The sequence below is a fragment of the Microcystis sp. LE19-195.1E genome, assembly GCF_027532095.1.
Classification (GTDB): Bacteria; Cyanobacteriota; Cyanobacteriia; order Cyanobacteriales; family Microcystaceae; genus Microcystis; species Microcystis aeruginosa.
In genome coordinates this window covers 1-23,288 of record NZ_JAPZSZ010000111.1, presented here as the reverse complement: position 1 = coordinate 23,288, position 23,288 = coordinate 1, and the positions used below count along the sequence as shown (strand labels likewise).

Sequence of the window (23,288 nt, the reverse complement as noted above, 5' to 3'; positions counted from 1 at the left end):
AAACAGGTGCAAGATTTTGAGAGAATCGTGCTTCAAAACCTTGCGTCTTCATCGGCCCGCGTCCTGTAGGGGCGAAGCATTCGGATAAAAAATCTACGGTTTCACCGATAGGTTATTGCCCGAATGCTTCGCCCGTACTTTGTCAGCAAACCCTATTTAGCATCAGTTTAACCCATTTTTCAAGAATCTAGGCTAGAATATGAAGACAAGACGTATTGCTCTGGGTTAATCTACTCTGTAGAAGCTAAGAAGGTAATCAAAATGGCTAAATATTCGCCTCTTATCAATGTATCTCCTGAAACTATGAGTGGTGTTCCTGTTTTTTCAGGTACTAGAGTTCCGATACAAACACTTTTTGATTATCTTAAAGCAGGAGAATCAATTGATGATTTTTTAGAGGGTTTTCCAACGGTAACAAGAGAACGAGTTATTAGCTTACTTGCAGAATTTGAAAAAGAGCTTATTGATAGGGTAGCGTGAAATGAGGCTTCTTTTAGATGAATGTATTGACCGAAGATTAATGAGGGAGTTTACAGGTTATAATATCAAAACTGTTCCGCAAATGGGATGGACTGGGATCAAGAATGGTCAACTGTTAGGTTTAGCTTCACAAGAATTTGATATTTTTATTACAGTGGATAAGAATTTGCCGTTTGAGCAAAATTTACCGCAGTTTAATCTAGCTATTATTATTTTACAATCACAATCAAATCGTTTGGCTGATTTAAAGCCTTTGGTTCCTAAAGTTTTAGAAGTTTTGGCAACAGTAACAAAAGGAACAGCAACAGTAGTAAGTTTATAACAACCTATTTAAAATGAATTTAAGCCATTTTTCAAGAGTCTGGGCTAAGATATTAAGGCTACCGACTTGGGAAGATTATTCCAAGAACTATTCCTAGGAAGATAAACACAATAAATCCGATCAAAAATGCAGGTATTGGCTCACCCATAATAGCCAACAAGGTAGCTAAAGCTATGCAAAAACATAAGTTTAAGACATTCAAGATCAATAGTAGTTTATTTTTCATTTTTCCCTTAAACCTAAATCGTCTAATGGCGATAGGGTTTTCTCTTGCATCCCCAGAGACATGAAAAGTGAAGTATTGCGAGAAGTTCTGTTGACCAGATGTCTAGAATCTTAAATAACAGTCGCACTACTCTCTTCTAAAACAATACGGCCCGCCATATGTACATTTTCGGCAGTCATAAATTTTTCCATCTTTACCACGCACTATATAATAAGTACAGTTGCTCTCTGGTCCTGTTGATGGAGCAATATACACCGGGTCTACAGGTTGCTGTACCAACAAAATAGTTTCGGTATTAGCAAAAGTTTGATTTGTTGACACGTCTAAACACAATATGTTTTTAGTTTGTACATTATCAGGAGTAGAAGCTTTTGCTTGGTTAATAGGAGACATGACCAATAAAAATGCTGAAGCTGTTACGAGAATACTTTTCATGTGATTTTTACCAAATTGAGCGATAAGTTTGATTTGACTTTGAGGTTAAAAACATTTTGAGATACACCCGATTAATGGACTGGCATTACCGACATCTTCTATTATATTCTTGATATCTCCGTTCAGAGGCGGCATAATTTCCCGATGCCCTAGCTGCATAATGTGGTATATTAACTTGAGTCGCCCAATAATCTCCATTTTTCGTGAGTTGATTGGCCTCTTGAATTAATCCTTGACAAGAAAGCCTATAAATTCTTTGCCAGTCTTCAGCTATCATTCGCTGTATTAGCTGGTCAGCTTCCCCCTCCATACTGTTTATTTCTCTCAACAATTGCTGAACTTCACTACTTTGTGCGTTAGAATTAGTTACCCATACTGTAAACTGGAGGATTGAAAAAAAACCTGCTAAAGTCAACACACTGATTGATTTTTTTGTTGGATAGAGCATAATTTTATTTCCTGAAAATTTGACACAACTAACAAGCCACACTACCGACAATGTATCAACCAGTTAAAATTATTTCAAGACGGAAAAAAACGGATATTGTCGGAGGTTTTGTTAACTATGTTTACAAATATCGGAAAATAACGGATAATGACGGTATTATGTCCCCAAATCTTAACATTACTCCCATGGATACCCAAGAAGTCTTCTCACTTATTGATAATCTGGTTTTTGACCACACGGGAAAGCATCTCGATACATTGCAATTAGGGATTTTAAAGAACGTTTTTGATGGTCAGAGATATGCAAAAATAGCAGAAAAATATAATTGTTCTGAAGGTCATGCCAGAGATAAAGCCTATGAACTTTGGCGCATTCTTTCGGAAGTGTTAGGGGAAGAATTAAATAAATCAACTGTTCGATCAGCAATTGAAAGATTTATTACCACGAGTAGTACCAATAACATAGTAAATTCCGTAAAAATTGATCAGGTTACTTTCTGTCATAACCCTTCTAATAATCGAGAAATAGAAAATTATCATATTGATAAAACTGAAAACAATGTTATTAAAGCAAAACTAGAAACTGTTCCCAAACTAATAGGATTAGGATTAACGATCAAACAAACAGGGTAAGCTCTTGATTTAGATATACAATTAATTTTAGATAGTCTCAAACCAGAGTAACTTTGATAAATTTATCAAGATATGGATGTCAAGCTGCTTTGATACACAATTGACGAGGATAGGGAAATGGAGAAATTTCAACTAATACCCCAAAACCAAACCGCCAACCCCAACATCTAGAACTGCTATAGTTAAAAAATGCCTTGAATTGTCTTGCTTAGTGTCAAAAACAATGAGCGAATTAAGTCCCGCCGCTGCTAGAGAAATTGAACGCTGGAGTTAAAGCAATCGCCTGAGTTTTTCCTATCTGCGTTTTGCAGAATTTAGGGCGCGTTAGACGGCGACAATCTCTGCTTAAACTTGAATCTAACAATCCGTCGTAACGCACCTATCTATCATTAATTTATTTGGTGCGTTACGCTGTGGAAGGGCGCACCCTACTACATTCATAATTGATAATTTCTCATAGCTGTTATAATTAGATAAATGTCCCAGCCAGGGGAAAAACTATGACAACTCTCGACATTTTACCAGAAGTTACCTGTCCCCCGACGGATTTATGGAGTGATGAACCACCCTTGGAAAGTGATTTACACCTGCAACAGATCATAATTCTTCTCAGTTGTCTAGAATTGTTATGGCAAGAGAAAAACGATTACTACGCTTCCGGTAATCTGACTATCTACTATAACGAAGAACAACTGAAAAAGCGCGATTTCTGTGGTCCAGATTTTTTTGTGGTTTTAGATACAGAAAAACGTCCCCGCAAAAGTTGGGTGGTTTGGGGAGAACAGGGAAAATATCCCAATGTAATCGTCGAGATTCTTTCCGATTCTACGGCCAATATTGACCGCACTAAAAAGAAAATTCTCTACCAAAATACTTTTCGCACTCCTAATTATTTTTGGTTCGATCCTAATACCTTAGAATTGCAAGGATTTACGATACTTGAGGGACAATATCAAGCTATTTCTGCCAATGACCGGGGTTATCTATGGAGTGAACAGTTAGGATTATATTTAGGCATATTTGAGCGTAAACTGCGTTATTTTACCGCCGATGGTCAATTGGTTCCCACTCCCCAAGAAGCTGAATTACAGCAAAGACAAGCAAAAGAACAGGCTCTTTTAGAAAAGGAACAAGAACGACAGGCAAAAGAACAGGCTCTTTTAGAAAAAGAACAGGCTCTTTTAGAAAAAGAACAGGAACAACAGGCAAAAGAACAGGCTCTTTTAGAAAAAGAACAAGAACGACAAGCTAAGGAAAGATTAGCGGCAAAATTACGAGAATTAGGCATCAACCCCCAGACAATTTAGCCAGCTAAAATCTGCAAACAGCGATCGATAACCCCTTGAGTTACAATTATCTTGATTTGACTGGACAGACTTGAATGCAACTCACTCCCGAACAATACAAAGAAAAAATGCAGCGCCGCAAGGTCATCCAAGAGGAACGTTTAGCTGAAAAAATCGCTGAAAAAGGTTTAATTATCGTTAATACCGGCGATGGCAAGGGAAAAACCACGGCAGCCCTCGGTATGGTTTTACGTTCCCTCGGTCATGGTTACAAAGTGGCGGTGGTACAATTCATCAAAGGTGCTTGGGAACCTGCCGAACAAAAGATTTTTAGTGTTTGGGGGGAACAAATCGAGTTTTATGCTATGGGGGAAGGTTTCACCTGGGAAACCCAAGATAGAGAAAGAGATATAGAGAAAGCCGAAGAAGCATGGCAAAAAGCCCTCACTTTTCTCGAAAATCCCCAATATCAATTAATTTTACTCGATGAGATCAATATCGCCCTTAAATTCGGTTATCTGGATATTCAGGAAGTTATCGCTGGTTTAGCCCGAAAACCCGCTAATTCTCACGTTATTCTCACTGGTAGAGGAGCTTTACCCGAATTAATCGAGATAGCGGATTTAGTCACGGAAATGAAGTTAATTAAACATCCCTTTCGTCAACAGGGAGTGAAAGCGCAACCCGGCATCGAATTTTAATTAGGGTTTGCGGCAAAAAGTTTTTCGTGGGGGCAGGGTGTGGGGTGTGGGGTGTGGGGTGTAGGGTTTTACCGATTTTGAGGTAGTCAGTTACCTAATTTTCAGGGAAAAAGTATCTGAATTTTACCCCCGATCCCTCCAATGGTCGGCACTTTTTGAGGGAAAAAAAGTCTAAAAGCCTTATCCAACAAGGTTTTTAGATTTATTCAGCAAGCCCTAATTAACTACTGCTTAAGCGTTGTACCGTCTCTCCCGACAATAATCGATGAGTTTCGGCGAGAAGATAGGGAATTTGATCAGCGTGGGGACTAGCGGCTAAACAGGCAGTTAAATCGAGTTTTTCCACCTCTTTTGCCTGTTGACCGGGGAACCAGTGACCCCCATTCCCCAAGAGATTGTATCTGGCCTTGGCAAAGTCAATCATATCGTAGGCGATAGCGAGATTGCGTAACCAGAGGATAGAACGAATATTGATGTGATTGGGGGTATTTTCCCAGCTAGGTAAACCCACAGACCAAGTTTTCACCCAATTATCGCCTAAACAGTTGATCATCTCCCCTTGCAATCTCTCGATAATTGGCGGTAAAATCTCCTCGGCTCGATCGAGTAAAGGTAAAGTTTTCAGGTGTTCATCAAAATCTCTGGCTCGCGCAGCACCGATACTCAGGGTATGGACGGTCGGATGACTGAGACAGAATAGATTATTAAAAACCATCGGACTGAGAGGAAAACAGAGAGCCACGAGCTTAGGGGGAGGATTGTAGAGATGGCCGCCCTTATCGGCGGGACTAATGATAAAAACCCCCATATCGTGCTGTTTTGCCGCTTCTATGGCCGGCCAGTTATTCTGAAAAATATAGTACCAGTGCAGATTGAGGTAATCGTAACAATTTGTTGCAATAATCTTGACAATTACATCAGTTGGTGCATGGGTCGAGAAACCGATAAAACGAACTTTTCCCTGTTGCTGTAATTTTTTCGCCTCTTGCCAACAACCGCCCTCGGCCATAGTGTCATCGAGAATTTCCTCGGTGTTGATGCCATGGATACCCAACAAATCCACATAATCTAACCGTAAAAATTGCAGGGATTGCTCAAATTTACGGCGAAATTCCCGCACATCTTGACTAGGAGAAACTTTCGTCTGCACGATAATCTCATCCCTCGGTAGTTGCGGCAAAATTTTGCCCAATTGCATCTCCGAAGTGCCGTAACCCCTAGCGGTTTCGATGTGATTAATCCCCACTTCTAGAGATTTATTGATGATTGCCTCTAAATTGCCTTGATTCTCGTCGGGAATTTGCGACATCGGCACATCCTGCCACTGAAATTGATAGCGCATTCCCCCACAGGAAAACACCGGCATTTGTAGATTAGTGCGACCGAAACGACGATACTGCATATATTCAGTTATCAGTTATCAGTTATCAGTGGGAAGTGAGGAGACCACTTCGTGCGCGTTGCGGGGGGAGAAGGGAGAGGGGAGATGGGGTTTTAGGGTTTTAGGGTTTTGGGGTATTAGTTGAAACTTCCCTATTTCCCCATTCTCCCATTCCCCCATTCCCTATCCCCTGTTCCCCGTTCCCTAAATTTAATCGGATAAAGTGAGAATTTCGACACCGGTTTCGGTGACGGCGATGGTGTGTTCAAATTGGGCCGAAAGTTTACCATCTTTAGTAATAGCAGTCCAACCGTCTTTTAAGACAATATGTTGCCAGGTTCCCTCATTAATCATTGGTTCAATGGTGAATACCATGCCGGGGCGAATTTTTTTGCCCTTGCCACGAGTGCCGTAGTGGGGAACCTGCGGACTGGTGTGAAAAACATTACTGATACCATGACCGACAAAATCTCTAACCACCGAAAATCCTTGTCCTTCGGCATATTCTTGGATAGCCGCCCCGATATCGCCGATTTTACCCCCCGGCTGCACTGCATCTATGCCTCTTTGCAGACATTCTCTGGTAACTTCCACTAACTTTTTAGCCAGGGGGGAGGGAGTACCGACAAAGAAAGTCTGCGAGGTATCGCCGTGATAACCCTCTAAAATCGGGGTGACATCGATGTTAATAATATCGCCGTCTTTGAGGATTTGATCGGCGCTGGGGATGCCGTGACAGATAACCTCGTTAATGCTAGTACAGATGGACTTAGGAAAGCCATGGTATCCTAGGGGCGCACTTTTGGCTCCATGGGCGCGAGTCCAACGTTCTGCCTCGTCATTGATTTCTAGGGTACTTACCCCCGGTTTAACCATATCGGCCAGATGGTCTAACAGTTTAGCCGCTAATCGTCCGGCTCGGCGCATTTTTTCAATTTCCCGGGGAGAGAGTAAGGTGATGGTATCGTTGCCCATGAATTATCCGACTGTTGAGAAAGATTCTTGTTACATTTCTTATCCTAGCAAAATCGGGCAGCGTTATTGTTTAGGGGGTTGGGTTATGGGAGTGGGAAGTGGGGAGATGGGTGTAGGGTGTGGGGTGTAGGGTGTGGGGTGTAGGGTGTGGGGTGTAGGGTGTAGGGTGTAGGGTGTGGGGAGACCACTTCGTGCGCGTTGCGGGGGGAAATGGGGAGAATAAATAAAAATAATCTCCTGTCTCGGAGTCTCCTATCTCCTGTCTCCTATCTCCTGACAAGACAAATTAACCGAATCTACCGGCTACATAATCGCGAGTTTGTTGATTAACTGCATCGGTGAAAATTTTCTGGGTGGCATCACATTCCACCAAATGACCGACGCGGCTTTCATCGGTATTAAAAAAGGCCGTGCGATCGGATACCCTAGAGGCCTGTTGCATATTATGGGTGACAATGACGATCGTGTATTGTTGCTTCAATTCATGGATTAATTCCTCGACTTTGAGGGTAGAAAGGGGGTCTAAAGCAGAACAAGGTTCATCCATTAATAATACTTTTGGTTTTACCGCCAAAGCGCGAGCAATACACAATCTTTGTTGTTGTCCTCCCGATAATCCTAAAGCGGATTTATTCAACAGATCTTTAACTTCATTCCAAAGAGCAGCTCCTTTTAAAGCTGATTCCACAATCCCATCTAATTCACTGCGACTAGCGGAACGATAAATTCTAATACCGTAGGCAATATTATCGTAAATACTAGCGGGAAAAGGGTTAGGGCGCTGAAACACCATACCCACCTGTCGCCGTAAGGTATGAAGGTTAACTTTGGGGGCGTAGATATCCTGGCCAAAAAACCTAACTTTGCCCTTAACTGTCACTTGCCCCTCTAATTCCCCGATGCGATTGAGGGCTTTTAAGAGAGTAGATTTACCACAACCAGAGGGGCCGATCATGGCGGTTACTTGCCTTTGAGGTATTTGTAAAGAAACCCCTTCCAGGGCTTTTTTGCTACCGTAGAAAAAGCTAAGATTTTCGACTTCGATCGCCGAATTAGCTAGAGAAGTAGGATTGTTCATGAGAGAGGAATCGATCATCAGAAAAATGCTTAATTTGAGCGTTTACGAGTAACAAAACGGGAGAGAAGGCTAGTAATTAAAACTAAGATAATTAGGACTAAAGAAGCTGTCCAAGCCAAGGAATTTTGTTCAGGAAAGGGGGAACTAGCGTAGTTATAAATCAACACCGTTAAAGCCGGTGTGGGCGACCAAAGACTTTCTTGCCAAAATTGACTAAATAAAGCCGTAAACATTAAGGGGGCAGTTTCTCCAGCAGCCCGGGCCACCGCTAATAATATCCCGGTCATAATCGGTGCGATCGCTGCTGGTAGGACAATGCGAAATACCGTATCGAAACGGGAACCCCCCAAAGCGGAGGAACCGAGACGGTAGGACATGGGTATTAGTTTTAGGGCCTCTTCCGTGGTTAAAGCGACGATGGGCAACATAATCACCCCCAAAGCAAAGGCCCCCGCTACGGCGGAAAATTGTTTGGTAGTTAACACCAAAACCCCGAAGGAAAACACCCCGACGATGACGGAAGGGGTACTACTCAACACCACGATCGCAAAGCGCAGAATACCGCCAATTTTCGAACCCCGAGCGAATTCCGAGAGGAAAACCCCGGTGAGAATCCCCAGAGGTATGCTGCCTAAAGCCGCTAAACCGACCATAGTTAAAGTACCCACGATCGCATTGGCAAAACCGTTGGGAACACTGGGATCAGAGCCAACTGGGGCGGGTAAAGAGGTGAAAACTTGCCAATTGAATCCGGGTAAACCTTCTTTGACAATTTGAAAGAGGATAGCGAATAAAGGCAGAATGGCGATGGCACTAAGAGCGATCGCTAAACCCGTGAGACCGTTGGTAAAAAAATGTCGCCAGGGTGACAGGGGTTGCTGTAAATCTTCTTCGGGAAAAGCTCCTTGGCTCATAAAATTAACGATTGCGGTTGATAAATTGTACTAATAAAGCCGCTACACTATTGACGGCTAAGGTAATAACAAATAGAATTAAAGCTAGATACATCAAGGCTCCGATGTGGATTTTTTCAAAAGCTTCTGGGAAGGTATTGGCTAGTACAGCGGGAATAGTGTAACCGGGGGCCAAGAGGGAGGGAGTAATAATCGAGGAGTTACCGATTACCATGGCCACCGCCATAGTTTCCCCTAAAGCGCGCCCTAAACCGAGGATAATCGCCCCGATAATGCCAGAACTCGCCGCCGGCAATAACACGCGCCAGATGGTTTCCCAACGAGTCGCCCCTAGGGCCATGGAGGCGCTGCGTAATTCGGGGGGGACGGTAAGCAAGACATCGCGACTGATAGCGGAAATAGTCGGCACGATCATGATCGCCAGGATCACACCGGCGATCAACATACTTGGTCCCAAAGGTTGGGTATTAAACAAAGGGAACCAAGCAAAATTTTGAAATAACCATTCTTGCAGGGGTTTAAGCAGGGGAATTAGTACGAAAATCCCCCATAAACCAATAATTACACTGGGAATCGAGGCAATTAATTCCACTAGAAAACCGATGGGATAACGGACACTTGCCGGCAAATAATTCTCGCTAGTGGTTAAAGCAACGGCAACACTGAGGGGAATAGCTAATAAAAGAGCCAGAATCGAGGAAACGATCGAACCGAAAATAAAGGGTAAACCACCAAATTTGAGGACGTTAACATCCCAAGTGGTTCCCCAGAGAAATCCCCAACCGAATTCATTGATCGCCGGCCGCGCATCCTGAAAAACAATCCAGGCCATCCACAGCAGAAAAATTAAACCGGAAGCGGCACAAATCCAGACTAGGATCGTAAAAATGCGATTGAATAAACCCGCAGTGCCGGGGCTTTCGTTAAGATTGGCTGCTGAAAGATCAAAAGACTCAACAGGTTCAGAAAAATTAGCCATAAGGTAGAGAGCGATTACCAGTTATCAGTTGTTTAAAACGCAACTGTAGGGGCTGAACATTGTTCAGCCCAGAGAAAAGAAATACTTGCAGTTATTAGTTATGGGGTTAACCGGTAACTTTTTTCCATCTTACTGGAAAGCGGTGACAATCAAGCCCAAACTAATACAAAAGTATTTATTTAATTTTGTTAACTTCGGCTAAAACTTTTTGAGTCACCGATGGGGGAATCCGAGTAAATTCCAATTGATTGTTGATTCCTTGACCAGTGGTGAGAATCCAAGTCAACAGTCTTTTAATTTCTGCCGCTTTTTTGTTATCCGCGTAGTCTCTCGGTACTAATAACCAAGTAATCCCGACGATCGGATAACCACTGCTCGGATCGTCCATATTAGCGGTAAAATCGGCGTTAAATTTGATCCCTTCCATCGCCTTGTTAGCTTGAGCGAGACTGGGTTCGACAAATTGACCGGCTTTATTTTGAACTTTGGCGGTTCTCATGGTTGCCCCTTCGTTTTTGCGGGCAAAGGTATCTTGAACGTAACCGATCGAGCCTTCTGTTTGTTTAACCAGGGCCGCCACACCATCATTTTTCGGTCCCTTGAGAACGGTAAAACCCCAGTTGGGTTCTTTGCTGGTTCCCACTTTACTTTTGAAAGAAGGACTAATAGCACTCAGGTGAGAGGTAAAAATCTCCGTAGTACCGCTACCATCAGCCCTAACCACCACTTTAATGGGTTGGTTGGGCAGTTTCGGATCCACCTGTCTCCAGTTAGTGATCTCGCCACTGAAGATTTTACCGAGGTTAGCCCGGGAAATTTGCAGGTTATTTACCCCGGGCAGATTATAAACCACGGCGACGGCTCCTCCGGCGGTGGGAACTAGCAGTAAACCGTTTTTCATCTGGCTTTTTTCCGAGGAGGAAGGAGCGGCATCAGAAGCCCCAAAATCGACGGTTCCGGCGATAAATTGCCGGACACCAGCACCGCTACCGACGGAATTATAGTTAACGGTGACACCGGTGGCGTTTTTATAGTCGGCAAAATAACGCTGGTATAGGGGCGCGGGAAAGGAGGCTCCTGCACCGTTCAGGGTTTGGGCGAAAGCTTCTCCCATCGTCCCTGCTAAGGCCGCTGCCGTGGCGAAGGAGACAGCACACACACGAGTTAGGGTAGCAGTTGAGAATATCATAAATTTTCCGGTTGAAGAATCCTGCACAATTGGGAAAGTTGAACTTTCTTCAAGATATAGTTTAAGGCACAAATATTACTTTTAAATCTAGAAATATTGGAGATTTTTTTGGTTAAGATTGGGTAAAATTTTGGTTAAGTTTAATTTAAAAAATCCACAGCTTTTGGCAATAATTTAGATCGATCAAGACCAAAATCCATTCTATCTATTCAAGGATGAAATCTTAATTTAAATCATCTTTTGGGGAGAAATTGCCCAGACAAAGCTTTTTATCTAGGTGTGTGAAGGCAAACAGGGCCACCGCTGCTTTTCGCTACTGTTAAGTTTGTTATCTTTTTGGGGTGAGTTTCGTGTTAAATCAATTTTTTTTGAAATGATGGAGATAGATTTTTCTGACTCCCAGAAAAGCAAGGGGATGGATAAATGCTGATAAATCTCGATAAATTGCTCAAAAAGGCTCTTATTTTTGTTAGTGCTGGTGTTTTAGTTGCTTGCGCTCCCGTTGACTCCCAATCAAATAAATCAATTATTATTGATGGGTCTAGCACCGTTTACCCGATCACCAAAGCTGTCGCCGATGAATACAAAAAACAAAAACAGCCGTCTGCGGATATAAGCGTCAACTTTTCGGGGACGACTGGCGGTTTTCGGCAGTTTTGTGCTGGAAAAACCGATATTAGCAATGCTTCGCGACCAATTCGCAGCGATGAGATCGAAGCCTGTAATCGGAATAACATTAGATTTATCGAATTGCCGATCGCCTTTGATGCGCTCACCATCGCAGTCAATAAAGAAAACAATTGGATTGACAGCATCACTTTAGAGGAATTAAAAAAAATCTGGGAACCTGCCGCCCAGGGTAAAATTACCAAGTGGAGTCAGGTGCGATCAGGATTGCCGGATAAACCTCTCAATCTCTTTGGTGCGGGCAAAGATTCGGGAACTTTCGATTATTTTACGGAAGCGGTGGTAGGAAAAGAAGATGTTAGCCGCAGCGATTACTTTGCTAGTGAAGATGATGACACCTTAATTCAAGGAGTTAGTCAAGATCCCAATGCCCTAGGATATTTTGGTCTAGCTTACTACGAAAAACAAGCGGCGAACTTAAAAGCTTTAGCAATAGACAATGGTAAAGGGGCTGTTTTGCCCTCCCGGGAAACGGTGCTACAATCCACCTATCAACCCTTAGCCCGTCCTTTATTTATCTACGTTAACGCCCAAAAAGCTCAGTCTAATAAAGATTTACAGCGTTTTGTCGAGTATTATCTCAGTCAAGCTCAAAATATCGTTCAAGAGGTCGGTTATATTCCCCTGAGCGGTGAGCATTATCATTTAGCCAAGGTCACTTTCTTTAACGGGGAAGCGGGAACAGTTTTCGGAGGACACTCAAAATTCGATGTGACTTTAGCCGAATTACTGCGCCAGAAAGCCAAGTTTTAGACGGTTAAAATGGGGTGAGATTGACTCACCCTATCAACTTTTATTTATGCTGCGGGAATAAAGCTAAAATTATTGGGTTTGCTTCCTTTTTCTTGAGAAGAGGCATTTATCGGCGTTGTATAAAGAATTGATTAGGGTTGATCAAGCTTTTTGCCAGTGATTTGGCTAATATATACCCGTTGGCTAATCTTTGCTCCTGATCTGGGGATTGTCCGAAAAGATGCTCTACAATTCGCTTAACTTCTGTACGGATACCGGTGACTTCGTTGCGGAAAAACTGTTGATCGCTCTCAGCTTGAGTGATAAATTGGTTTAAGCACTCGTTGGTTCGTTCAAAACTCCCTGCTATTGTCCTAACCTCACCGGTTAGTTGTGCTATATCTTCTCGATTCTGTTGCGTGAGGACAACGGTAGCCTGTAATATGCTCTCGATCCGTTCTAATCTTTCATCCGTCATGGGTGACAATCCCTTTAGAGCTTTTTATCTGTCTCTTGCCAATAGTAGTCGTTAAGGGACTATTTTAATTATGGGAGATCAATCACGGAACATGAGGATTATTATGTCTCACGGTCGAGAAACTGTTAGTAACTCAAGGTCAAAATTTTTGCCATAAGAAGAACATACGCGATTGCAAAATTAGCCCTACTCCCATAATAACAGAAAAGGTTTGAGTTTGAGTCTAATTTTATCTAGAAAATTTTGTCATGAAAAATCTTAAACAAACTATTAGATTTACTTGATTATATTTACTTCTTACTGCCAGGGTTCTTGCCGCACCCCCTCCCACTCGTATTAATGATTGTTCTAACACTTTTATCCAAGAAATAACCACCAGATTTGATGACGACCCTGATGCGGAAGCAGTTGTGGTTCTAACCAACGGAGTTGTTCTGTTTTTCTATGTTAAACTTGATGAAGTTCCAGCTTTAAAAACAGCTTTACCCGGCGATAAAGTAAAACTCTGTTTAACTAAAGTGCCAGATGATTGTCCACCGGGTGATGAACGAGGTAAAATTTATAGTGTGTTAAACTATAGAACTCAACAGTATTTTAAAGCGATGAATTCTTGGCATTACTGTGGGGGTGCTTAACATTAGTAAGCTTATTTTTGTAAGCCATATTTAGTCTTAGCGATCTCAAACAAACTAAAGTCGATCAAGAAGCAATAAAAGAAGGTAGAGAAGAAGGTCAACAACGGGGAAAATTACCAGCAAAATTTAGATTATATTACCCTCGCTACTGCCTTAGACTTAGACAGGGAAAGGGGGCGAGAAGTTCCCGAAAACTGCCGTCAAAATCTATCCGTAATCGGGCAATTTTATGAAACTAATTCTCTCCGTCCTGATGACTCTTTTTATCTTTGGTTTTGCTATTCGTTTATTGGCTCTGATTGGTTTCGCTGTCATACTTTTAACTATTAGCGCCAAACGTTTTCGCAATCAGTTAAGTTAATCGTTTTTCAATCATTCCCTGGGGAAAAAATTAATCTATCCCGGGGTCGTGAATAACGATTAATTATTAATCCTTTAACCAAAACGACCGCTAACATAATCTCTAGTGGACTCTTGAGCGGGATTTTGAAAGATTACCTCGGTGCGATCATATTCCACTAAATAACCTACTTTACCGCCTTTTGGGGTCGGTTCAGCATTATAAAAAGCCGTTAAATCAGAAACCCGCGAAGCTTGTTGCATATTGTGGGTAACAATAACTATAGTATATTGGGTTTTTAATTCGTGAATTAATTCCTCAATTTTTAGGGTAGAAATCGGATCGAGTGCCGCACAGGGTTCATCCATTAAAACAACTTCCGGTTTAACCGCAATAGCGCGGGCAATACATAACCTTTGTTGTTGTCCCCCCGATAAAGCTAAACCACTTTCTTTGAGTTTATCTTTAACATCATCCCAGAGAACGGCTTTTTTTAAAGATTCCTCTACTAATTGATCCATATCACCGATGTAACCATTTAAGCGCGCCCCAAAAGCGATATTTTCATAGATAGATTTAGGAAAAGGATTCGGTTTCTGAAAAACCATACCAATACGACTGCGTAACCCGATAGGATTAACGGAATTACCATAAATATCTTGACCGCGAAAGGTAACTTTTCCCTCAATTTTGGCACTTTTAACCAGATCATTCATGCGATTAAAACAGCGCAAAACCGTACTTTTCCCGCAGCCAGAGGGACCGATAAAAGCGACCGCTTTTTTCTCAGGAATATCAAGGTTAACATCACGAACCGCGAGATTAGAACCGTAGTAAACATTTAAGTTTTTGGTTCTCAAAACCGCATCGGTAACAACATCTTTACTATACATAATTTTCAAAGGAATAGGTGTTGGGGAAAAGGGAAAAGGGAAAAGGGAGAGGGGGAGAGGGAAGAAAAAAGCTGATAACTGATAACTGATAACTGGATTTAGCCAAAACGTCCACTAACATAATCTTTAGTTGCTTGTTCTTGAGGATCACCGAAGATTTTGTCCGTATGATCAAACTCGACTAAATAACCAATTTTGCCACCTTTATCGGTGGCTTCAGCGTTATAAAAAGCCGTTAAATCTGCTACTCTTGTGGCTTGTTGCATATTGTGAGTAACAATAATAATCGTGTAACGTTCTTTTAATTCGTGCATTAATTCCTCAACTTTTAAAGTTGAAATTGGATCGAGTGCCGAACAGGGTTCATCCATTAATAATACTTCTGGTTGAGCGGCAATAGCGCGAGCAATACATAATCTTTGTTGTTGTCCCCCCGATAGGGAAAAACCGCTTTCTTTCAGTTTATCTTTTACTTCTTCCCAGAGAGCAGCCCGACGCAGGGACTTTTCTACTAATTCATCCAAATCCCCTTTATAACCATTTAATCGCGCTCCGTAAACCACATTATCATAAATGGATTTGGGAAAAGGATTAGGGCGCTGGAACACCATACCAATGTATTTTCTTACTTCCACAGGATCCACGTCTTGAGAGTAAATATCTTGGTTATGATAAAAAACTTTGCCGTCAATACGAAAACCGTGAATTAAATCATTGAGACGATTAAAACACCTGAGAATGGTACTTTTTCCACAGCCAGAGGGTCCGATAAAAGCGGTGACTTTATTTTTGGGAATATCGATCGAAACGTCTCGTACTGCCCGATAATTACCATAGTAAATATCAGCCTTATCGACCTTTAAAACGGTTCCTGTAGAATGGGTGTTAGAGTTAGTTAGCATAAATTATTTATTTCACTTGAATTTGGCTAATTGAGGAATTGGAAAGATAGGTGGATTTTTACTGAAATATCCCTTTTTCCTTTTCACTTTTTCCTTGACTTAAGTAGGGAGGCACAATTATTTGTAGGATGGGTTAGCGGTAGCGTAAACTATGCGGGCGTTGGGTTTCATGCTTCAACCCAACCTACGTTCATCTTATATTTAATTCCACCCACCCACTTAATAGGTTTTCTGGCGCGTAGCTAAACGGGATAAAATGTTAGTTACCAACACCAAAAGCACCAGAATTAAAGCACCTGCCCAAGCTAATTGCTGTTGGGGGGCAAAAGGGGCAGTAGCAAAGTTGAAAACTAAGACCGAAAGGGTGGCAATCGGTTCAAAGACACCCCGGGGCCAAAAGTTAGAGAATAATGCCGTAAAAATTAAGGAGGCGGTTTCCCCAGCAGCCCTAGCAATTGCTAAAGTCACACCGGTTAAAATAGCGGGAACTGCGGCAGGAAGGACGATTTTTAGGACGGTTTGGTAGTTATAGGCCCCTAAACCCATGGCCGCCCAGCGGATGTCTTGGGGAACGATTTTTAAAGCCTCATCGGTGGTTCTAATAATAGTGGGTAACATTAACACCGCTAAACCGATCGAACCGGCAAGGGCAGAAAAGCCTAAAAGGGCTGTTCCTTCGCCAAATAACGGAGCAACTAGCAAACCGTAGGCGAAAACCCCGACAATAATCGAAGGGACACCCGCTAAAACGTTGGTAGCAAAGCGCACACCCTGGGCAAGTTTATTATCACCGCTAAATTCCGAGAGATAAACCGCCGCTAAAACGCCAATGGGAACTGCGATCGCTGTGGCCAGGGCGACGACGATAATTGTCCCTAAAATGGCGTTAGCGATGCCTCCTCCTCCTAACCCCGGCGGTGGCGGTAATTTGGTAAAGAGATTGGCGTTTAAACGGCCCACCCCTTGCACAAAAACGAAGCCTAGGACGGCAAAAAGGGGAATCACGGTGACGGCTAAACATAAACCCGATAGGACGGTCATAATTGTCCCCAATAGCGATCGAGGACTACTCGGTTTCTTTTTGAGATTATTGCCTAAATTCGCACTATCCATATCAGTTATCAGTTATCAGTTATCAGTAATCAGTGAACAGTAAGTAGGTAGGTGTTAAAAGTTGTCAGACACCCCCCTTATCAAGGGGGGATTAAGGGTAGGGTTGATTCATGAATCAACCCTACTATGAATCAAGCCTAGGATTAAGGGGGGATTAAGGGAGGATCGAAGCTAAAATCCATTTTTAATTTAATTATAACCAGCTACTTAAACAGTAATCAGTTATCAGTAATCAGTGAACAGTAATCAGTTATCAGTGATTAGTAAACAGTGAAAAGTGAAAAGACAGCAGTAAACTGCCATTTGATGATGAACACTTAATACAAACTGCTCACTTAATACTCAAAACTTAAAACTCAAAACTGATAACTGATAACTGACGACCGACGGCTTAATACTTAGCTTTGACGCGATTAACGATTAATTCTGCGAAGATATTGACTACTAGGGTCAAAACCAAGAGAACAAAACCCGCATACATTAAAGCTGATACTTGCATTCCCGATGCTTCGGCGAATTGGTTAGCCAATAAGGAAGCGATCGTGTTAGCGGGGGCGAGAATAGAGGCACTAATGCGGTTAGAATTGCCGATAATCATCGTTACTGCCATTGTTTCCCCTAAAGCGCGCCCTAAAGCTAACATAATCCCCCCGACAATCCCGGAAAAAGCGGCGGGAATTAATACCCGAAAAATCGTTTCCCAACGGGTGGCCCCCAAGCCTAGGGAAGCTTGCCTTAGATCCGGCGGTAAAGCGGCCAAAGAGTCACGAGAGATAGCGATAATAATCGGCAGGATCATAATTGCTAAAATAACCCCCGCCGGTAACATTCCAGGACCCCCTAAAGGAGTACTAAACAGAGGAATCCAACTAAAATTACCATTTAACCAGTTACCAAGGGGTCTGAGGATAGGAATCAATACAAAGATACCCCATAATCCGTAAACAACACTGGGAATAGCGGCCAAAAGTTGTACGAGAAAAACCAAAATTGTCCGCGCATTTAAGGGAATAAAATCTTCGCTTAAAAAAATGGCTGAACCGATACCGAGGGGAACAGCAATCAGGAGGGCAATCAGAGAACTAACGAGAGTTCCGTAGATAACGGGCAGAACTCCGAATTCTTCGCGACCGCGCACGGGATTCCAAGCACTACTGGTCAAAAATCCCAGACCAAAGGTTTGAATCGCCGGTAAAGCCCGAATAAAAATCACTAGGGCAATTAGGAGCAAAATTACCCCAATAGCGATGGCAAAGGCGGTAGTTAATCCAACAAAGCCTTTATCGAGGATTTTTTCCGATTCTGGACGTTCTTTAAAATTTGAGTCGGGTGAAACTGTGGGCGCACTCATGATTAGGGTTTAAATCCAGCTAGTTTGCGGTAGCTAAGGTCGAAATTGGCCTTTCTCCACTTATTATTGTAACTTTGAATACATTTTTTCGGCTACTAATCCACCTTGATTGTGTAATCGGGATAGATGACATCGGCGGCGGCGGCTACTCGTTCGCGGACATTTTTCGGTAGGGGAATATAACCAAGGGCGGCGGACTGTTCCTGTCCCTGATTGAGTCCAAATTCAATCATCGCCTCCATTGCTAAAGCTTTTTGGGGATCGTTGTATTTTTTGTAAACCAACATCCAGGTATAGGTGACAATGGGATAGGAATTTTCCCCCGGGGGATCAACGATAAAAGCCCGCAGATTTTCGGGTAATTCCACCGTGGCTAAGGTGGCAGCGGCGTTGGTTTCATCGGGATTGACAAATTTACCCGCCTGATTTTGCAGGGCGGCCATGGGCAGGTTATTATTTTTAGCGAAACCATACTCGATATAGCCGATCGAGCCTTGATTTTGTTGAATTAGGGCAGTTACTCCCTCATTACCCCTACCACCGAGAAATTTACCTTTTTTGGTCGGCCATTGTACGGCTTTTCCTTCCCCGATGCTTTTTTTCCATTCGGGACTAACGGCGCTTAAAAACTTGGTAAAAACTCCCGTCGTCCCGCTACCGTCTGCCCGGTGAACTACGGTAATTTCTTCATTGGGTAGTTTTAAATCGGGGTTATCGGCGGCGATTTTGGCATCGTTCCAACGGGTAATCGTGCCTAAAAAGATGCCTACATAGGCTTCTCTGCTTAGTTTCAGCCCTTCTACTCCGGGCAAATTATAAGCCATAACGATGCTTCCCGCCGTCATCGGTAGCAGTAAAACCCCGCGGCTAACTCTGGCCATATCCTCGTCACTCATGGCCACATCGGAAGCGCCAAAATCGATCGTACCTTGAATAAATTGTTCGACTCCCGCCCCGCTACCGGTAGATTGATAGTTAATTAGCAGTTTAGAAAATATTTGATTAATGGTGACAAACCAGTTTTGATATAGGGGTGCAGGAAAAGAAGCGCCCGCACCATTGAGGGCGACCTCTCCTTGTAGAGGAACCTGGGCGATTCTATTGCTTCCCTCTCCGCTAGTTCCTGCCGTATCGCCGCCCCCACAAGCGGTTAAAGTCGCTGTTAAAGTCGCTAGGGATAAGGCTGTTAGTAAATGGGTTCTGTTTTTGCTGAGCATAGGATTAATTTTGATCCGTAAACTGCCTTAAATCTTACGCTAAAACCTACCACGCCTTGGTAAAGAATAGGTTAAGAAGTGAATAAAAAAATATAATGTATTGTCAAGAAAAATTTTCTCGATAACTAGACAAAAATCTCAACTTCTTTTACTATTTATTTTGACTAAACATTAGTTTTAAGTAGGGAGGCACAATTATTTGTAGTATGGGTTAGCGGTAGCGTAACATAATCGGGCGTTGGGTTTCATGCTTCAACCCAACCTACGTTCTTCTTTTACTATTTATTTTGACTAAATATTAGTTTTAAGTTGCGGGTAAAGCCGCTGACTTTTCCGGTTTAGATTGGGTTTTTCTCTTTCCCTATCATTGTAGGGACGTAAAAACAACAAAGAAAAGATTAAGGTTTTTAGTCATCATCCCTCAGCTTTTTTCTCCCCACTACCCCACTACCCCACTACCCCACTACCCCACTACCCCACTGATAAGCTAAACGGCGCTTAACCTGCATGATCCAATAGCTATAACCCTTTTGGAGTCTATATCGGTGATCCGAAGTAAAAGCCGTTTAGCTTAACTGAAAAGTCTCCCCAATACCCTTTTTTACTTTCTCCTTTTTACACCTATGCTAGAAATTTTTACTCAGCTATCTCGTCCCACCAAAGTAGTGGCAATTGTCCTGGGTACTGCCCTAATTTTACCCGCCTGTGCCAATATTAATCCTCAAGACCTAAAACCAATTAAAATCGATGGTTCGAGTACCGTAGCACCAATTACCGATAAAGTTCTCGAAGATTTTAAAGCTAATACCCCTAACAAAGCTTTGGCTGATGTTAAAATTGATGCTAATATTTCAGGAACTGGCGGTGGGTTTAGAAAATTTTGTGCAGGAGAAACGGATATTAATAATGCTTCTCGACCAATTTCTGTGGAAGAATTAAAAGAATGTGATGCTAATAAGGTAAGATTTATTGAACTACCGATCGCATTTGATGCTTTAACCGTGGTAGTCAATCCCCAAAATAACTGGGTTGATGATATTTCGACCACAGAATTGAGAACTATTTGGGAACCAGCGGCCGAGAATAAAATCAAACGTTGGAATCAAATTAATCCCGCTTGGCCCGACCGACCGATTACCCTTCACGGGCCCGGTAAAGACTCAGGAACCTACGATTTTTTTAGTGAGGTAATTAACGGCAAAGATGCCAGCCGTGGGGACTTTAATTTTAGTGAAGATGACCAAGCTTTAGTTAATGCCGTCAGTCAAGATGCCAACGCTTTGGGATATTTTGGCCACGCTTATTATGAACAAAATCGGGATAAATTAAAAGCTTTGAAAGTTAACGGTATTGAACCAACTCGCGGCAATGTAGAGGATAGTAAATATCAGCCTTTATCTCGTCCTTTGTTTATTTATGTTAATGCCCAAAAAGCCCAAGAGAATCCCGCTTTAGAGAAATTTGTCGAACATTATCTTGATCGAGTTCCCAATTTATTAGATACTATTGGTTATATTCCCCTACCGAATGAGGCCTATCATTTGGCACGGGTACAGTTGCAAAAATTTGAGGTAGGAACAGTTTTTGATGGCAGACCCCAACCCAATTTAACCATCGGGGAATTACTTCGTAAACAAGCCCAATTTGAAGCTAAATAGGGTTTGCGGCAAAAAGTAGGGGCGAAGCATTCGGATAGAAAATCTACGGTTTCACCGATAGGTTATTGCCCGAATGCTTCGCCCTTACAGGACTCTCAAAATCTTGCACCTGTGGGGGCGAAACAGTACCCTAAAACTCTTACCTCGTCTATATTTCACATTTATTCAGCAAACCCTAAGTAACGATTCCCATCTGGTAGGAAAATATAGCGTTTCCTGTTCGCAAGAGGTACATTGTCGATGGTGAAAAGCTTAATCAGCAAAGGTTTAACTGTGCCACACAGGTGTGAGAAACGCTATACATAAGGATTTTCCTGCTCCTATCTGCCCCCTACTATAGCAAGAGGTTTGCCAATTTCACCCAACAGAGATACAGAAAAAAAAGAGGGGATAAACCCCCCAGCGTATCGAGAAACTTGTTAATTAACCTTTCGGTGTCGCCCCAAATTGTTCGATGAGGATAGAGGTTAACACCGATTTTAAGTCTTCACAGGGAATCCCTTTTTGTACACAACTTCCCAGGTGGGCATCTTTACCCACTTTACCCCCCATGTAGAGGTCAACTCCTTCCACGGTTTTGCCGTCTTTGCGCGCTTTTGTCCCCATCAAACCGATATCGGCCACTTGGGGTTGTCCGCAGGAGTTAGGGCAACCGGTCCAATGGATCCGCACACCCCGGGGGATATTTAATTCAGCATCTAACTGACTAATCAAGTCCACAGCCTTATTTTTGGTTTCAATCAGGGCAAAATTGCAGAATTGCGCCCCCGTGCAAGAAACGAGCGCTCGTTGTAAAGGAGTGGGATTGGGGGTAAACTTAGCCAGTAAAGGCTCGGTTAAAAGAGTCGGCATATTTTCAGCCGCTATATTGGGAATAATCACGTTTTGTTCCACGGTTAAACGCAATTCTCCGCTGCCATACACTTCGGCAATCCGGGCTAAATCGAACATATCATCGGCAAATAGACGACCAACGGGAACACAAAGACCGATATAGCTCAATCCCTCCTGTTTTTGGGGAAAAACTCCTAAATGATCTCGTTTTTCCCAGTCAATAGCGTCTTTTTCGGCTGCCGTTGCCAAGGGATAACCTAACTGATTAGCCACCCGCGTGCGGAATTCCTCAATTCCCCACTCATCAATTAACCACATTAAACGGGATTTTTGACGATTGGCGCGCAATCCGTTATCGCGGTAAACTTCCAAAATTCCTCGGCATAAATCCACCACTTCCTGATTCGGTCTCACCCAAACATTGATGGGAATTGCCGCTTCACAGCGTTTAGCCGAGAAAAAACCGCCCACCACGACATTAAAGCCTAATTCTCCCTCTTTATAGCCAGGAACAAAGGCAATATCGTTAATTTCCGCATGAACGGAATTATCCCGTCCCCCCTCGATGGCAATATTAAATTTGCGGGGCAGATTGCTAAATTGATAATTACCTTGACCGTAGTTGGTAATCATATCTTGGACTTTTTGGACTAATTCCCTAGTGTCAATTAATTCATCTGCGTCTAGTCCCGCCATGGGTGAACCGGTAATATTTCTGACATTATCCATGCCCGATTGTACCGAAGTCATGCCCACGGATTTTAGTCGTTGGAAAATATCAGGAATATCTTCGATACGAATACCGCGTAATTGTAGGTTTTGACGAGTAGTAATATCGGCATTGCCATCATCACCGTAACGCTGCACGATTTCCCCTAAAACTCGCATTTGCTCACCCCTGAGAATGCCGTTAGGAATCCGCAAACGCATCATGAATTTGCCCGGGGTGACGGGACGATAAAAAACCCCTACCCATTTTAAGCGATGTTCTAAATCGGTTTTATCCATCGCTTCCCAACCGATTTGGGCAAAATGCTCCAGTTCATCTTTAATGGCTAATCCGTCTTTTTCGGCTTTAAATTTCTCGAATTTATTGAGAGTTGTTCCATCTTTTTCAGGTGCTTGTACCACGAATCTATCTCCTTACTGGTCTGTGGGTGCAATTGTTCTAGTTGGTGCGGGTTAGAAATGAAGAAATCGGGATTTAACAATAAGTATTCTTTAAAATACCGTCGTCATTAGCAAAAATTTAGTAATTTACCTAGTCTCTATTTGTTATTTAATTCGTTTTAAGTTGGATAATTTTGTATTGTTTGTAACAGAAATCTGCTCACCATCGTGTTTAGGCATTTATATCATGCAGTAAGTGCATTAAGGTGGGGTGTGGGGTGTGGGGTGTGGG

The 23,288-nt window shown here is 42.6% G+C and carries 25 protein-coding genes and 1 pseudogene; 10 read left to right on the top strand and 16 right to left on the bottom strand.

Going from position 1 to position 23,288, the window contains the following annotated elements; genetic code table 11:
* The first annotated feature begins 261 nt into the window (after positions 1–261).
* Positions 262–480: a DUF433 domain-containing protein gene (locus O9300_RS06915; RefSeq protein ID WP_002794870.1), complete on the top strand. Its 219-nt coding sequence runs from the start codon at positions 262–264 to the stop codon at positions 478–480.
* Position 481: 1 nt separating this feature from the next.
* Positions 482–802: a DUF5615 family PIN-like protein gene (locus O9300_RS06910; RefSeq protein WP_002781446.1), complete on the top strand. Its 321-nt coding sequence runs from the start codon at positions 482–484 to the stop codon at positions 800–802.
* 352 nt (positions 803–1,154) lie between these two features.
* Here O9300_RS06910 and O9300_RS06905 read toward each other — a convergent pair whose 3' ends face one another.
* Positions 1,155–1,463, bottom strand: coding sequence for a hypothetical protein (locus tag O9300_RS06905; RefSeq protein WP_193977176.1), 309 nt, complete (start codon positions 1,461–1,463; stop codon positions 1,155–1,157).
* Between the two features lie 85 nt (positions 1,464–1,548).
* Positions 1,549–1,911 (bottom strand): hypothetical protein, encoded by a 363-nt coding sequence (locus O9300_RS06900; RefSeq protein ID WP_287970853.1) that lies wholly within the window; start codon positions 1,909–1,911, stop codon positions 1,549–1,551.
* 185 nt (positions 1,912–2,096) lie between these two features.
* On the opposite strand from O9300_RS06900, the gene O9300_RS06895 reads away from it, so the two are divergent.
* The 3 genes from O9300_RS06895 to cobO all read left to right on the top strand — a co-directional run bounded on the left by O9300_RS06895 (position 2,097) and on the right by cobO (position 4,530).
* Positions 2,097–2,543, top strand: coding sequence for a helix-turn-helix domain-containing protein (locus tag O9300_RS06895; RefSeq protein ID WP_287970851.1), 447 nt, complete (start codon positions 2,097–2,099; stop codon positions 2,541–2,543).
* Positions 2,544–3,043: 500 nt separating this feature from the next.
* Positions 3,044–3,850, top strand: a complete 807-nt coding sequence (locus O9300_RS06890) for a Uma2 family endonuclease (protein ID WP_287970849.1) — start codon at positions 3,044–3,046, stop codon at positions 3,848–3,850.
* A gap of 74 nt (positions 3,851–3,924) precedes the next feature.
* Complete coding sequence (gene cobO / locus O9300_RS06885) at positions 3,925–4,530, top strand: cob(I)yrinic acid a,c-diamide adenosyltransferase (RefSeq protein WP_002760003.1); 606 nt, start codon at positions 3,925–3,927, stop codon at positions 4,528–4,530.
* A gap of 220 nt (positions 4,531–4,750) precedes the next feature.
* On the opposite strand, the gene O9300_RS06880 is transcribed toward cobO, so the two are convergent.
* From O9300_RS06880 to pstS (O9300_RS06850), 7 genes are all read right to left on the bottom strand, one after another.
* Positions 4,751–5,932, bottom strand: coding sequence for an aldo/keto reductase (locus O9300_RS06880; RefSeq protein ID WP_287970847.1), 1,182 nt, complete (start codon positions 5,930–5,932; stop codon positions 4,751–4,753).
* A 189-nt stretch (positions 5,933–6,121) separates the two neighbouring features.
* Entirely contained in the window at positions 6,122–6,886 is a 765-nt protein-coding gene (gene map / locus O9300_RS06875) for a type I methionyl aminopeptidase (RefSeq protein WP_287970845.1), read from the bottom strand.
* Positions 6,887–6,956: 70 nt separating this feature from the next.
* A complete protein-coding gene (locus O9300_RS06870; RefSeq protein WP_287970843.1) occupies positions 6,957–7,166 on the bottom strand; it encodes a hypothetical protein in 210 nt (69 codons plus the stop codon).
* Positions 7,167–7,172: 6 nt separating this feature from the next.
* Positions 7,173–7,982 carry a phosphate ABC transporter ATP-binding protein PstB gene (gene pstB, locus O9300_RS06865; protein ID WP_147073551.1) on the bottom strand — a complete coding sequence of 270 codons (810 nt, stop codon included), beginning with the start codon at positions 7,980–7,982 and terminating at the stop codon, positions 7,173–7,175.
* An 11-nt stretch (positions 7,983–7,993) separates the two neighbouring features.
* Complete coding sequence (gene pstA, locus O9300_RS06860) at positions 7,994–8,878, bottom strand: phosphate ABC transporter permease PstA (RefSeq protein ID WP_287970840.1); 885 nt, start codon at positions 8,876–8,878, stop codon at positions 7,994–7,996.
* A gap of 4 nt (positions 8,879–8,882) precedes the next feature.
* Complete coding sequence (gene pstC / locus O9300_RS06855) at positions 8,883–9,857, bottom strand: phosphate ABC transporter permease subunit PstC (protein ID WP_287970838.1); 975 nt, start codon at positions 9,855–9,857, stop codon at positions 8,883–8,885.
* Between the two features lie 175 nt (positions 9,858–10,032).
* Positions 10,033–11,046, bottom strand: coding sequence for a phosphate ABC transporter substrate-binding protein PstS (pstS, locus tag O9300_RS06850; RefSeq protein ID WP_287970836.1), 1,014 nt, complete (start codon positions 11,044–11,046; stop codon positions 10,033–10,035).
* Between the two features lie 423 nt (positions 11,047–11,469).
* Here pstS (O9300_RS06850) and O9300_RS06845 point away from each other — a divergent pair, with 423 nt between their 5' ends.
* Complete coding sequence (locus O9300_RS06845; RefSeq protein WP_287970833.1) at positions 11,470–12,486, top strand: PstS family phosphate ABC transporter substrate-binding protein; 1,017 nt, start codon at positions 11,470–11,472, stop codon at positions 12,484–12,486.
* Positions 12,487–12,592: 106 nt separating this feature from the next.
* On the opposite strand, the gene O9300_RS06840 is transcribed toward O9300_RS06845, so the two are convergent.
* Positions 12,593–12,943 (bottom strand): hypothetical protein, encoded by a 351-nt coding sequence (locus tag O9300_RS06840; RefSeq protein WP_287970829.1) that lies wholly within the window; start codon positions 12,941–12,943, stop codon positions 12,593–12,595.
* A gap of 410 nt (positions 12,944–13,353) precedes the next feature.
* Here O9300_RS06840 and O9300_RS06835 point away from each other — a divergent pair, with 410 nt between their 5' ends.
* The 3 genes and pseudogenes from O9300_RS06835 to O9300_RS06825 all read left to right on the top strand — a co-directional run bounded on the left by O9300_RS06835 (position 13,354) and on the right by O9300_RS06825 (position 13,939).
* On the top strand, positions 13,354–13,578 hold the full coding sequence (locus O9300_RS06835; RefSeq protein WP_002797857.1) for a hypothetical protein: 225 nt from the start codon (positions 13,354–13,356) through the stop codon (positions 13,576–13,578).
* Between the two features lie 23 nt (positions 13,579–13,601).
* Positions 13,602–13,691: pseudogene (locus O9300_RS19650) on the top strand (Rpn family recombination-promoting nuclease/putative transposase); the annotation flags it as partial.
* Between the two features lie 116 nt (positions 13,692–13,807).
* Positions 13,808–13,939 carry a hypothetical protein gene (locus O9300_RS06825; RefSeq protein ID WP_261779587.1) on the top strand — a complete coding sequence of 44 codons (132 nt, stop codon included), beginning with the start codon at positions 13,808–13,810 and terminating at the stop codon, positions 13,937–13,939.
* A 74-nt stretch (positions 13,940–14,013) separates the two neighbouring features.
* Here O9300_RS06825 and pstB (O9300_RS06820) read toward each other — a convergent pair whose 3' ends face one another.
* The 5 genes from pstB (O9300_RS06820) to pstS (O9300_RS06800) form a co-directional block, all read right to left on the bottom strand.
* A complete protein-coding gene (gene pstB / locus O9300_RS06820; protein WP_002797856.1) occupies positions 14,014–14,811 on the bottom strand; it encodes a phosphate ABC transporter ATP-binding protein PstB in 798 nt (265 codons plus the stop codon).
* 98 nt (positions 14,812–14,909) lie between these two features.
* Positions 14,910–15,713: a phosphate ABC transporter ATP-binding protein PstB gene (pstB, locus tag O9300_RS06815; protein WP_287970826.1), complete on the bottom strand. Its 804-nt coding sequence runs from the start codon at positions 15,711–15,713 to the stop codon at positions 14,910–14,912.
* Between the two features lie 219 nt (positions 15,714–15,932).
* The gene (gene pstA / locus O9300_RS06810; protein ID WP_002797854.1) at positions 15,933–16,826 is read right to left on the bottom strand and encodes a phosphate ABC transporter permease PstA; all 894 of its coding nucleotides are present in this window, start codon (positions 16,824–16,826) and stop codon (positions 15,933–15,935) included.
* A gap of 391 nt (positions 16,827–17,217) precedes the next feature.
* On the bottom strand, positions 17,218–18,177 hold the full coding sequence (gene pstC / locus O9300_RS06805; protein ID WP_190357621.1) for a phosphate ABC transporter permease subunit PstC: 960 nt from the start codon (positions 18,175–18,177) through the stop codon (positions 17,218–17,220).
* 95 nt (positions 18,178–18,272) lie between these two features.
* On the bottom strand, positions 18,273–19,394 hold the full coding sequence (gene pstS, locus O9300_RS06800) for a phosphate ABC transporter substrate-binding protein PstS (RefSeq protein ID WP_287970823.1): 1,122 nt from the start codon (positions 19,392–19,394) through the stop codon (positions 18,273–18,275).
* A 623-nt stretch (positions 19,395–20,017) separates the two neighbouring features.
* On the opposite strand from pstS (O9300_RS06800), the gene O9300_RS06795 reads away from it, so the two are divergent.
* On the top strand, positions 20,018–21,052 hold the full coding sequence (locus O9300_RS06795) for a PstS family phosphate ABC transporter substrate-binding protein (protein ID WP_287970820.1): 1,035 nt from the start codon (positions 20,018–20,020) through the stop codon (positions 21,050–21,052).
* Between the two features lie 423 nt (positions 21,053–21,475).
* Here O9300_RS06795 and O9300_RS06790 read toward each other — a convergent pair whose 3' ends face one another.
* The gene (locus O9300_RS06790) at positions 21,476–23,017 is read right to left on the bottom strand and encodes a ferredoxin--nitrite reductase (protein WP_287970818.1); all 1,542 of its coding nucleotides are present in this window, start codon (positions 23,015–23,017) and stop codon (positions 21,476–21,478) included.
* Positions 23,018–23,288 lie beyond the last annotated feature (271 nt).

Bases quoted from the DNA above. Each gene is read 5' to 3' on its own strand.
- O9300_RS06915 (WP_002794870.1), top strand. From the start codon at position 262: ATGGCTAAATATTCGCCTCTTATCAATGTATCTCCTGAAACTATGAGT.
- O9300_RS06910 (WP_002781446.1), top strand. From the start codon at position 482: ATGAGGCTTCTTTTAGATGAATGTATTGACCGAAGATTAATGAGGGAG.
- O9300_RS06905 (WP_193977176.1), bottom strand. From the start codon at position 1,463: ATGAAAAGTATTCTCGTAACAGCTTCAGCATTTTTATTGGTCATGTCT.
- O9300_RS06900 (WP_287970853.1), bottom strand. From the start codon at position 1,911: ATGCTCTATCCAACAAAAAAATCAATCAGTGTGTTGACTTTAGCAGGT.
- O9300_RS06895 (WP_287970851.1), top strand. From the start codon at position 2,097: ATGGATACCCAAGAAGTCTTCTCACTTATTGATAATCTGGTTTTTGAC.
- O9300_RS06890 (WP_287970849.1), top strand. From the start codon at position 3,044: ATGACAACTCTCGACATTTTACCAGAAGTTACCTGTCCCCCGACGGAT.
- cobO (WP_002760003.1), top strand. From the start codon at position 3,925: ATGCAACTCACTCCCGAACAATACAAAGAAAAAATGCAGCGCCGCAAG.
- O9300_RS06880 (WP_287970847.1), bottom strand. From the start codon at position 5,932: ATGCAGTATCGTCGTTTCGGTCGCACTAATCTACAAATGCCGGTGTTT.
- map (WP_287970845.1), bottom strand. From the start codon at position 6,886: ATGGGCAACGATACCATCACCTTACTCTCTCCCCGGGAAATTGAAAAA.
- pstB (WP_147073551.1), bottom strand. From the start codon at position 7,982: ATGATCGATTCCTCTCTCATGAACAATCCTACTTCTCTAGCTAATTCG.
- pstA (WP_287970840.1), bottom strand. From the start codon at position 8,878: ATGAGCCAAGGAGCTTTTCCCGAAGAAGATTTACAGCAACCCCTGTCA.
- pstC (WP_287970838.1), bottom strand. From the start codon at position 9,857: ATGGCTAATTTTTCTGAACCTGTTGAGTCTTTTGATCTTTCAGCAGCC.
- pstS (WP_287970836.1), bottom strand. From the start codon at position 11,046: ATGATATTCTCAACTGCTACCCTAACTCGTGTGTGTGCTGTCTCCTTC.
- O9300_RS06845 (WP_287970833.1), top strand. From the start codon at position 11,470: ATGCTGATAAATCTCGATAAATTGCTCAAAAAGGCTCTTATTTTTGTT.
- O9300_RS06840 (WP_287970829.1), bottom strand. From the start codon at position 12,943: ATGACGGATGAAAGATTAGAACGGATCGAGAGCATATTACAGGCTACC.
- O9300_RS06825 (WP_261779587.1), top strand. From the start codon at position 13,808: ATGAAACTAATTCTCTCCGTCCTGATGACTCTTTTTATCTTTGGTTTT.
- pstB (WP_002797856.1), bottom strand. From the start codon at position 14,811: ATGTATAGTAAAGATGTTGTTACCGATGCGGTTTTGAGAACCAAAAAC.
- pstB (WP_287970826.1), bottom strand. From the start codon at position 15,713: ATGCTAACTAACTCTAACACCCATTCTACAGGAACCGTTTTAAAGGTC.
- pstA (WP_002797854.1), bottom strand. From the start codon at position 16,826: ATGGATAGTGCGAATTTAGGCAATAATCTCAAAAAGAAACCGAGTAGT.
- pstC (WP_190357621.1), bottom strand. From the start codon at position 18,177: ATGAGTGCGCCCACAGTTTCACCCGACTCAAATTTTAAAGAACGTCCA.
- pstS (WP_287970823.1), bottom strand. From the start codon at position 19,394: ATGCTCAGCAAAAACAGAACCCATTTACTAACAGCCTTATCCCTAGCG.
- O9300_RS06795 (WP_287970820.1), top strand. From the start codon at position 20,018: ATGCTAGAAATTTTTACTCAGCTATCTCGTCCCACCAAAGTAGTGGCA.